The 648-nt window shown below is 76.7% G+C and carries 1 protein-coding gene; it reads right to left on the reverse strand.

The annotated features are described in order from the left end of the window. The coding region (locus tag OZN99_RS33005) for a glycosyltransferase (RefSeq protein WP_270939387.1) at positions 1 to 648 on the reverse strand (648 nt) is incomplete at both ends.

Consider the following 648-nt stretch of genomic DNA (forward strand, 5'->3'; position numbering starts at 1 on the left):
AAGCGGCCCAGCGCCGCGGCGCGGCCCCGCGCGCCGAACTCCGCGCGGCGCGCCGGGTCGGCCAGCTTCGTCACGGCCTCCGCGATGCGCGCGGGGTCGGCGGTGTCCAGCGCGATGCCGCAGCCGGCCTCCGCCACCACCGCCGCCACCTCCTCGGCGAAGGCCGGGACGATCACCGGCAGGCCGAGCAGCATCGCATCGAACAGCTTGTGCGGCAGCGCCAGCCGGTGGTTCTCGACGCCGGGCTGGAACAGCACCAGGGAGATGTCGCAGCCCGCGGCGATCTGCAGCGCCTCCTGATGCGGCAGCCAGCCATGCCGCTCGATTCGCGCCGCGATGCCGAGCTGCCGCGCCCGCGCCTCGAAGGCGGCCTCGCTGCCGTCGGTGAAACGGCCGACCAGCACCAGGCGCGTCCCCTCCGGCAGGCGCGCCAGCGCGTCCAGCATGGCGAAGGCGCCGCGCGCCGCACCGAGCGCGCCGAGGTGCAGCAGCCGCAAAGGTCCCGGCACATGGGACCGCGGCGCGATGCCGGGATCGACGGCGTAGTTGCGCACGCGGGTGCAGCGGGCGGCACCGCCGAAGGCGTCGTCCAGCCCGTCCTTCGCCACCACCACCGCATCCGCGCGCCGCGCCAGCGCCCGGCACGCG

This window comes from Falsiroseomonas oryzae, assembly GCF_027856955.1.
Taxonomy (GTDB): Bacteria; Pseudomonadota; Alphaproteobacteria; order Acetobacterales; family Acetobacteraceae; genus Falsiroseomonas; species Falsiroseomonas oryzae.